Origin of the sequence: Chryseobacterium sp. RR2-3-20, assembly GCF_017808115.1 — a bacterium.
Lineage (GTDB): Bacteria > Bacteroidota > Bacteroidia > Flavobacteriales > Weeksellaceae > Chryseobacterium > Chryseobacterium oryzae.
This window is the reverse complement of sequence record NZ_JADQBD010000031.1, coordinates 23,232-32,700: the sequence shown is the minus strand read 5'-3', so window position 1 is coordinate 32,700 and position 9,469 is coordinate 23,232. Positions and strand designations below refer to the sequence as shown.

General features: G+C 34.9%; 8 protein-coding genes. 3 read left to right on the top strand and 5 right to left on the bottom strand.

All coding sequences use genetic code 11. The features are described 5' to 3' along the window. Positions 1-81 precede the first annotated feature (81 nt). Positions 82-630, top strand: a complete 549-nt coding sequence (locus IV513_RS08820) for a tetratricopeptide repeat protein (protein WP_209390209.1) — start codon at positions 82-84, stop codon at positions 628-630. 38 nt (positions 631-668) lie between these two features. Next, the gene (locus IV513_RS08815) at positions 669-1,124 is read left to right on the top strand and encodes a tRNA (cytidine(34)-2'-O)-methyltransferase (RefSeq protein ID WP_209390208.1); all 456 of its coding nucleotides are present in this window, start codon (positions 669-671) and stop codon (positions 1,122-1,124) included. 7 nt (positions 1,125-1,131) lie between these two features. Here the strand turns inward: IV513_RS08815 and IV513_RS08810 are convergent, their stop codons facing one another. Continuing rightward, positions 1,132-1,605 carry a 23S rRNA (pseudouridine(1915)-N(3))-methyltransferase RlmH gene (locus tag IV513_RS08810; protein WP_209390207.1) on the bottom strand — a complete coding sequence of 158 codons (474 nt, stop codon included), beginning with the start codon at positions 1,603-1,605 and terminating at the stop codon, positions 1,132-1,134. A 31-nt stretch (positions 1,606-1,636) separates the two neighbouring features. Between IV513_RS08810 and IV513_RS08805 the strand changes: the two genes are divergently transcribed. Then, positions 1,637-2,635: a YihY/virulence factor BrkB family protein gene (locus tag IV513_RS08805; protein ID WP_209390206.1), complete on the top strand. Its 999-nt coding sequence runs from the start codon at positions 1,637-1,639 to the stop codon at positions 2,633-2,635. A 67-nt stretch (positions 2,636-2,702) separates the two neighbouring features. Here the strand turns inward: IV513_RS08805 and IV513_RS08800 are convergent, their stop codons facing one another. The 4 genes from IV513_RS08800 to IV513_RS08785 all read right to left on the bottom strand — a co-directional run bounded on the left by IV513_RS08800 (position 2,703) and on the right by IV513_RS08785 (position 9,460). Next, positions 2,703-4,907 (bottom strand): bifunctional (p)ppGpp synthetase/guanosine-3',5'-bis(diphosphate) 3'-pyrophosphohydrolase, encoded by a 2,205-nt coding sequence (locus IV513_RS08800; RefSeq protein ID WP_209390205.1) that lies wholly within the window; start codon positions 4,905-4,907, stop codon positions 2,703-2,705. Positions 4,908-5,031: 124 nt separating this feature from the next. Further along, positions 5,032-5,397, bottom strand: coding sequence for a hypothetical protein (locus IV513_RS08795; protein ID WP_209390204.1), 366 nt, complete (start codon positions 5,395-5,397; stop codon positions 5,032-5,034). Positions 5,398-5,582: 185 nt separating this feature from the next. After that, positions 5,583-7,493: an acetate--CoA ligase gene (acs, locus tag IV513_RS08790; RefSeq protein WP_209390203.1), complete on the bottom strand. Its 1,911-nt coding sequence runs from the start codon at positions 7,491-7,493 to the stop codon at positions 5,583-5,585. Positions 7,494-7,567: 74 nt separating this feature from the next. Next, entirely contained in the window at positions 7,568-9,460 is a 1,893-nt protein-coding gene (locus IV513_RS08785; protein WP_209390202.1) for an AMP-binding protein, read from the bottom strand. Positions 9,461-9,469 lie beyond the last annotated feature (9 nt).

Genomic DNA, 9,469 nt, shown 5'->3' with positions numbered 1-9,469 from the left:
AAAGTTTATTGAAACAAAGTTCAATAAACTTTCTATATCATCAGTAACAATCAGTAGTACAAAGAATTTTACCAACTATTTTTGACTAATAAACCTAATTTGGCATCGCTTCATAACCAAAAAGGAAATCGTGCAAAAGCATTAGAATACATCAATACAGCCATTAGACTGGAACCTGAAAATGCTGATTTGTATCTTACCCGCTCCAAAATTTATAACAGTTCTGGTAAAAAAGATTTGGCGATGGAAGACCTCAAAAATATTCTCACATTTGCACCAGATAATATTTTTGCAAGAACTGGATTGGCAAATCTCAAAAAGAACAGTGGAGATCTTGAAGGTGCTCTGAAAGACTACAATCAGCTTCTTGCAGAAAAGCCGGAATCTCTACTTTATAATGGTAGAGCCGATGTTTATCTGAAAATGAAAAAGTCTAAGGAAGCCCTTACAGACATTAACAAAGCTATTTCTATTGATCCTAAATTTTCTCAATCTTATGTTACAAAAGCAGCCATTTTATTTGATTCTGGAAAAGATAAAGAAGCCTGCAGCAATTTAGATAAAGCTATTGCAACAGGCTATGAGAAAACACTCTTAGCAGATTATGAAGCAAAATGTGCTAAAAAATAATCAATCATCTATTTATTTTTAATTTTTTTGAATTTTTCATGTTAAATATTGTTCTTGTAGAACCAGAAATTCCTAATAATACAGGGAATATCGGCAGATTGTGTGTTGGAACAGAAAGCAGACTTCATCTCATTCATCCGTTAGGATTTTTAATTGACGATAAAAATTTAAAACGCTCCGGACTCGATTATTGGGTTCATCTCGACGTTACAGAATATCAAAATGTAGATGAATGGATGAGAGCTGTACCCGATTTTTCAAGAGTGTTTTTATTCAGTTCCCATGCTGATAAATCTTATCTCGAAACTCATTTTCAGGATGGCGACTGGCTTGTTTTCGGGAAAGAGAGCAAAGGTTTAAGCAAAGATATTTTAGATCGTTTTGAAAACCATTTAACAATTCCAATGTCGAATTTAATTAGAAGTTTTAATATCGCCAATTCGGTTGCATTTGTTGTGGGGGAGGCAAAAAGACAAATCGGGTTAAAGTTATAGAGAATAGTTAATCGTTATGGTATGGTTTTCCCTGCAAAATCTGGTCTGCTCGATACAATTGTTCTACAATAAACAGGCGAATCATCTGGTGCGTAAATGTCATTTTAGATAATGACATTTTTTCGTTGGCTCTGTCATAAATTTCATCTGAAAAACCATACGCTCCACCAATAAAAATATGTATTTTTTTTACTGAAGAACCCATCCAAGAATCTATCTTTTGTGAGAATTCTCTGCTGGTGAACTGTTTTCCTTTTTCGTCCAGAAGAATTATAAGGTCATTTTTGTCTGTTTGACTTAAGAACAATTTTGCTTCTTCTTTTTTCAAAAGTTCCGGCGTAAGATTTTTTGCATTCTTAATGTCGGGAATTTCGATGATTTCAAAATTCCAGTGCTTAGGAAGACGGGTGAGGTAATACTTTATTAAACTTGTGATTTCTTTATCATCTGTTTTACCGATACAAACTAAACTGATTCGCATTTCTTATATTTGCCAAACACAAATATAGTTTATGGCATTAAAAATTCCTAAATTTCTACTCAAAATTCAAGAGTTTCTTGATGATTTGCATATTCCTGTGCTTGGGATTTCGTTATGGCAGTTATTTCAGATCTATTTTGCGGGGGTTTTTAAAGGTAGAATTGGGAGGAAAGCTGCGGCCATTTCATGGAGTTTTACTTTAAGTCTTTTTCCTTTTTTGCTGTTTTTATTGTCGGTTTTACCCAATTTACCTCATTACGATAAGCTTCAGTTTTATATTTTCGATGTTCTCATGAGCAATATTTTCCCTTCTAATATTGAAGGTGATGTAAGAGGATATATTCAGAATAATATTGTCCCGAATATGAAGGATATCAGTAATTTAACGATTTTATTGGCACTCGTATTTGCTACCAACGGCACATTTTCTCTCATTAGCGGTTTTAATGAAAATTCTGAAGAAAAATTACCCGACGTAAAAGAGTTTATCCTTTCATTTTTTATTACTATTGGGTTTGTAAGTGTGGTTTTTTTATGTTTATTTGGAGTTTACTATACAGAAGTGGTGCTCAAGCAGTTTCATCCGGCGTATGATCTCTCTTGGTTTGTAAACAATCTATCTAAACTGATTGGTTTTGTATCTTTCCCAATCTTTTTCTTTTTGCTTCTCAGCTTGTTTTATTGGTTAGGAACCGTAAAAATTGCCAGATTCAGACAGGCTGTTCCGGGAGCAATTCTTACAACTATTTTATTTATACTTACCACTTATCTTTTTACCATTTATGTGGCAAATATCGCACGTTACAACGTTTTATACGGGTCAATAGGAAGTATGATTCTGTTAATGATCTGGATAAATGTAAACGTTTACCTACTTCTTTTCGGGAACGAACTCAATTTAGCATTGAGAAAAATAAGAATTGAAAAGCTCCTTTTAGACGAGATTAAAGAGAAAGAAATTAATCAATCTGAAGAGTCTGCCGCGATAGTTAATAATATTGAGAATGGAGTGCATGACAAAAGTTTGTAAATAGACTATTTACAAACGATTAAACTCAATTCTTAAAAAATTAATTAGTCTGAACGATAATAAGATTTTAAAGTCTTCTTATTCTTGAAATTCCGTCTATTGCTTTCAGTTTCTTAAAAGTTTCTTCAAGCTGACCTTTATGTTTTACTTCTAGATTGATGGTTCCGGTGAAAATTCCGTCATTAGATTCAATAGACATGCTTTTCATATCCATTCCCATGGCTCCACTAATAACGGTAGTGATATCATTAATCATACCCATTCTGTCTAATCCTTCAATCTCAATTTTTATACGGTTTTTGAAGCTTTCTTCATTCACCCATTTTGCAGGAATTACTCTGTAATCATATTGGGCTCTTAGGTTGATGGCATTCGGACAGTTATCATTATGCACCTTAATTCCTTCTGAAATAGTTATAAATCCGAAAATTTTATCACCAGGAATTACCGTACAACATTTTGCATAGGTATAATTGAGTTTCTCTTCATCCTTTCCGAAGACAATCATGTTAAGATTCTGTTCTTTAGGATCTTCGAAATTAGGATTTTTGTTGGAGGTCCTTTTGAATCGTGAAAGCAGGTTGTTGAATACATTTTTGCTCTCAATATATTTTCTTAAACTGCTTGCATCCAGTTCATTAGTTTGGAATTTGAGGAATAGTTCCTGAGAACTTTTAAGATTGAAAAACTTTTGTAGTTTGTTGATTTCCTCATCATTGAAATTAATCTTTGCATGACGAAGTTTTCTTTGTAAAATTTCTTTTCCTTCCTCCACAAAAGTGTTTTTCTGGGAATTGAGAAAACTTTTTATTTTAGATTTTGCTTTAGAGGTAACTACAAAATCTAGCCAGTCGAATTTAGGTTTTTGATTTTGAGAAGACAGAATATCTACCTGATCTCCATTTTGCAAAACATACGAAATAGGAACTAATTTCCCATTGATTTTTGCACCTAAACATTTCATTCCCAAATCGGTATGAACTGAAAATGCGAAGTCGAGAGCGGTTGCATTGGTTGGTAAAATTTTAATTTCACCTTTTGGAGTAAAAACAAAAACTTCTTTAGAATAAAGATTGAGTTTAATATTGTCTAAAAGTTCAGTAGTGGTAAGGTTTTGCTGTTGTTCCAGAACCTCACGTATTTCGGTAACCCATTTTTCAAAATTTCGGTCATCATGACTTTGTTTGTATCCTTCTTTATATTTGTAATGTGCTGCAACGCCTTTTTCGGCAATATCATCCATTCTTTCAGAACGAATCTGTACTTCAATCCATTTTTTGTCTGGTCCTAAAACCGTAAGGTGTAAACTTTCGTATCCCGTAGAACGTGGCTGCGTAATCCAGTCGCGCATTCTGGAAGGATTGCTGTGATAAACATCGGTTACTATGGAATAAATCTTCCACGCAAGAAATTTTTCGTTCTTGGCATCAGATTTATAAATGATTCTTATTGCATAATTATCGAAAACTTCCTCAAAAGGAACGCCTTGTTTAAGCATTTTTCTGTAAATAGAAGAAATTGCTTTTGCACGGCCTTTTATGCTTACATTAAGACCTTCGTCTTTTAATCTTTCAGAAACTTCTTTTTTGAATTCTTCAATATACCTCTCACGGTTTTCTTTGGCTAATTCAAGTTTCTGAGTAATTTCGTTGTAAACATCAGGATTGTTATATTTTAAAGAAAGATCTTCGAGCTCAGATTTAATATTGTATAAACCTAATCTGTGAGCCATTGGAGCGTAAATATAAACGGTTTCCGAAGCAATTTTTTTCTGCTTATCCGGAGCCATGCTCTCCAAAGTTCTCATATTGTGAAGTCGGTCTGCAATTTTAATGAGAATTACCCTGAAATCTTCAGAAAGGGTAAGCAAGAGTTTTCTGTAATTTTCAGACTGTACAGAAATATTCTGATGATTCATTATCGAGATCTTCGTAAGTCCGTTTACGATACCGGCAATTCTTTCACCAAATATTTTTTTCAGATCTTCATAAGTATAATCAGAATCTTCTATAACATCGTGTAGTAAAGCACAGGCGATAGAAGTAGCACCCAGACCAATTTCTTTTGCAACTATTTTTGCAACCGCAATAGGATGATAAATGTATGGTTCGCCAGACTTTCTCCTTTGATCTTTGTGTGCATCGAGTGCAATATCAAAAGCTTTACGAATGAGTTTGTTGTTTTCCTCATCCAAAGTTCTGTATGTATTAGAAATCAGATCTTTATATCGTGCTAAAATTTCTTTATTTTCTTGCTCCAGGTCGTAACTCATCTGTGTAAAGGCTTTATTAAAACGAAAGTACGAAAAAATAAGGATTTTTTCAAGATTAAAAACACAAAAAAATCCACAGAAAACTGTGGACTTCGGTTAATAGTTTTTATTTTGGTTAGTTTTTTTAGGTTTTCACTTCAGAGTTTATTCCGTCATGCTGAACTTTTATTCTAACATCGGGACTGTTGTGAATTTCGGCTTTCGAACGTGCGTCTATCAGTTTTTTGATATCGCTGTACGAAGCCTGACTGATGCTCATGTTTTCAAATATATAAGTTTTTAGAACGTGGTTTTGATCGAAAATTTGCTTAACGCTTTCATATCTTATCTCGTTCTTTATTTCTACACTCACCAAGTAGGGAGAGTTATGATGTTCCTCATTCAAATAAACAATATACTCGTTGTTATCAACTCCTGAATTTTCCAATTCCTGTTCGAGCGTTTTGTAATTATTCTGATGATTAAATACACCGACTACTATATTCAGCATAATAATTGATTTTGGTTGAATAAAGATAGTAATAATTCTATAATGTTTGTAATTTTTTTATCTTAATTTGAATTATTTTAATATTTCGGTAAAAAATTATTATAATTTAAGATATTTAATGTTTTTTCAAATAAAAAAACTCTGTGCAGAAACACAGAGTTTTATAGATTGGTTTCACAAAGAAATTATTGAATTCTTTCGTTTTTAATTTCATCAACAATTTCAGGATTTAAAAGGGTAGAAGTGTCTCCGAAGTTGCTGAAATCGCCTTCTGCAATTTTTCTTAAGATTCTACGCATAATTTTTCCTGAGCGGGTTTTCGGAAGCCCCGATACAAACTGAATTTTATCCAATTTAGCAATCGGGCCAATCTGGTCAGAAATCAACTGGTTAATTTCTTTTACCAGATTTTCATGTTTTCTGTCTGCCCCAGATTCTTTTAAGATCACAAATCCATACAGAGCACTTCCTTTAATATCGTGTGGGAAGCCTACAATAGCAGATTCTGCCACCGCAGGATGCTCATTGATGCTGTCTTCAATAGGAGCCGTTCCTAAGTTATGCCCTGAAACAATTACTACATCATCTACACGACCTGTAATTCTGTAATATCCCACTTCGTCTCTCAAAGCACCGTCACCTGTGAAATATTTCCCTGGAAAAGCCGAAAAATAAGTTTCTTTATATCTTTGATGGTCTCCCCAAATGGTTCTTGCAATTCCCGGCCAAGGAAAACGGATGCAGAGATTTCCTGTTACCTGATTTCCGGTAATTTCGTTGCGTTTGTCGTCCATCAGCACCGGCTGAATTCCCGGTAACGGAAGTGTTGCATAGGTTGGTTTAGTGGGCGTTACAAAAGGAATTGGGGAAATCATGATTCCACCAGTTTCAGTTTGCCACCACGTATCTACAATCGGGCATTTTTTTCTTCCTACATGGTCATTAAACCAATGCCAAGCTTCATCGTTAATAGGTTCTCCTACAGATCCGATAACTCTTAGCGAACTTAGATCATGTTTATCTACCCATTCCGAGCTTTCTTTAGCCAAAGAACGGATTGCTGTTGGAGCGGTATAGAATTGTGTAACTTTATGTTTTTCAATAACTTCCCAAAATCTGTCTGGTTCAGGATAAGTAGGTATTCCTTCGAAAATAACCGTGGTTGCTCCGTTTAATAATGGACCGTAAAGTATGTAAGAGTGTCCTGTAATCCAGCCGATATCTGCGGTACACCAGTAAATATCGTTTTCCTGATAGTTGAAAACGTTTTTAAACGTATATGCAGAATATACCATGTAACCGGCGCAGGTATGAAGCATTCCTTTCGGTTTTCCGGTAGAGCCAGAAGTATAAAGAATAAATAGAGGATCTTCTGCATCCATGATAATAGTGACGAATTCGGAAGAAGCTTTTTCATAAAGATCATTCATCCAGAAATCTCTACCTTCTTTCATTTTCACTTCATTGTTGGTTCTTTTCACAACAAGTGTTTTTTCAACAGTAGGGCATTTTTCTAATGCTTCATCAATAATTGATTTTAAATCTAAAACTTTACTTCCTCTATAGCTTCCGTCTGAAGTAATCAAAAGTTTCGCACCACAGTCATTAACTCTGGAAACTACTGCCGAAGCAGAAAATCCTGCAAAAATTACAGAATGTACTGCTCCTAATTTTGCACAAGCTAACATTGTTATTGCCAATTCCGGAATCATTGGAAGGTAAATACATACTCTGTCGCCTTTTTCAATTCCCATTTCTTTGAGAACATTGGCAGTTTTATTAACTCTTTCGTACAATTCGCTGTAAGAAATATGCTGTGCTTCTTCTTTCGGGTCGTTTGGTTCCCAAATGATGGCTGTTTTTTCTCCTCTTACCGAAAGGTGTCTGTCTAAACAGTTTTTGGTGATATTTAATTTAGCATCTTTAAACCATGTGATTTTTGCTTCATTCATGTCATACTTTACCACTTTGCTCCATCTTTGGTACCATACAAAATTCTGATCAGCAACTTTGTCCCAGAATTTTTTGGGGTTTTTGATTGATTTTTTGTATTCTTCAAAATAGTGTGGCAGATCTTCTATCACGTAATTTCTCATATTTTTTCTTTTTATTAATTTATTTTTAGTTGAATTTTATTTCTGTTTGTTATTTCAAAAATAAAACATATTGCCTATTTATGGGCTTTGTATGCATTAATTTTTTCTTTTATTTCTTCAATAATCTTTTCATCATCAATGGTTGAAGGAACCTGAAAATCTTTACCGTCTATAATTGTTCGGATCAGTTTTCTTAAAATCTTTCCCGAACGGGTTTTGGGTAGCCTTTTTACAGTCATCACATTTTTCAGGCATGCTACTGCACCAATTTTCTCCCGAACTTTCTTCACAATTTCTGTTTCAATTTGCTGTTCGGAAATAAGAGAACCATTCTTTAAAACTACCGAAGCAAAAGGAATCTGTCCTTTTAAATCATCATCAATACCCACCACGGCACATTCGGCAACATCGGGATGTGAAGAGACAATTTCCTCCATTTCGGAAGTTGAAAGTCGATGACCTGCTACATTAATAACATCATCCACTCTTCCTGTGATAAAAATATAACCGTCTTCATCTTTTATGGCACCATCACCGGAGAAATAATAACCTTTATATTGAGACAAATAGCTTTTATTGAAACGTTCGTAGTCATTCCATATTCCCAGCATTGCACCGGGAGGCAGCGGAAGTTTAATAACTAAATAACCTTCATGATGGGCATCCAGCTCAAGACCATTTTCGTCAAATATTTTAATATCATATCCACCAACAGGCTTTCCTGCAGATGCTCTTTTTATCTGATAATCATCATTATAAGTCATTAAACCCAACATTGGCGAGCCAGATTCTGTCTGCCACCAATGGTCTATGGCGGGAACTCCGATGTACTTTTCAAACCAGTCTAATGTGGCAACATCACATCTTTCACCTGCTAAAAACTGTTTTTTGAAGCTGGATAAATCATATTTTTTTACCAATTCGCCTTCAGGATCTTCTTTTTTTATAGCACGAATGGCAGTTGGAGCTGTAAACATAGCAGCAACTTTATATTCTGAAATAATTCTCCAGAAAGTTCCTGCATCGGGAGTCATAATGGGTTTGCCTTCAAAAATAATGGTGGTATTTCTATTAATTAAAGGCCCGTAAACACTGTAGCTGTGACCAACTGCCCATCCGAAATCTGAAGCTGCCCAAAAGGTTTCGCCAGGCTCAATTCCGTAAATGTATTTCATAGAGAATTTAAGGGCAGTGGCATAACCTCCTGTATCTCTTGTAATTCCTTTTGGTTTCCCCGTGGTTCCGGAGGTGTACAAAAGGTAAAGCGGATGGCCGGATGTTACAGAAACATAATCTGCAGGTTCAGATTTGTGTACCAATTCCTGATAATCGATAATTCCTTCAAACATTTCGTGTTGGTTATCTACCAACTTTCTGTTGAAAACGATGATGTTTTCCACTTTATCCTGTGCCAGTTCAATGGCTTTTTCCACCAGTGGCAGATAAGGAATTCTTTTAGCGATTTCTATTCCCGCCGTTGCAGTGATTAGAGCTTTGGGTTTGCAGTCATCAATTCTTACTACGAGTTCCTGTGGTGCAAAACCTCCGAAAACTACATTATGAATGACCCCAATTCTTGCACAAGCCAGCATTGCAAAAAGCGTCTGCGGAATCATGGGCATATAAATTACAGTGGTATCTCCTTTTTTTAAACCTAAAGACTGCAAACCTCCCGCTAATTTTGAAACCTCTTCTTTTAATTGATGAAAAGTATATTTTATTTTCTGATTAGTTACGGGAGAATCATAAATTATGGCAATATCATCTCCAAAACCGTCTTCTATGTGTTGGTCTATGCAGAGGTAAGACATATTGAGTTCTCCGTCTGTAAACCACTGATTATAATTGTTTTCGTCTTCAGAAATTATTGTTTCCGGAAATTTGAACCAAGAAATTTGCTGAGCCTGTTCTTTCCAGAATTGCTCTTTATGGTCTATGCTTTTTTGAAATAAATCTTCTGTATTCATGCTTTAAGT

Bases quoted from the DNA above. Each gene is read 5' to 3' on its own strand.
- IV513_RS08815 (WP_209390208.1), top strand. From the start codon at position 669: ATGTTAAATATTGTTCTTGTAGAACCAGAAATTCCTAATAATACAGGG.
- IV513_RS08810 (WP_209390207.1), bottom strand. From the start codon at position 1,605: ATGCGAATCAGTTTAGTTTGTATCGGTAAAACAGATGATAAAGAAATC.
- IV513_RS08805 (WP_209390206.1), top strand. From the start codon at position 1,637: ATGGCATTAAAAATTCCTAAATTTCTACTCAAAATTCAAGAGTTTCTT.
- IV513_RS08800 (WP_209390205.1), bottom strand. From the start codon at position 4,907: ATGAGTTACGACCTGGAGCAAGAAAATAAAGAAATTTTAGCACGATAT.
- IV513_RS08795 (WP_209390204.1), bottom strand. From the start codon at position 5,397: ATGCTGAATATAGTAGTCGGTGTATTTAATCATCAGAATAATTACAAA.
- acs (WP_209390203.1), bottom strand. From the start codon at position 7,493: ATGAGAAATTACGTGATAGAAGATCTGCCACACTATTTTGAAGAATAC.
- IV513_RS08785 (WP_209390202.1), bottom strand. From the start codon at position 9,460: ATGAATACAGAAGATTTATTTCAAAAAAGCATAGACCATAAAGAGCAA.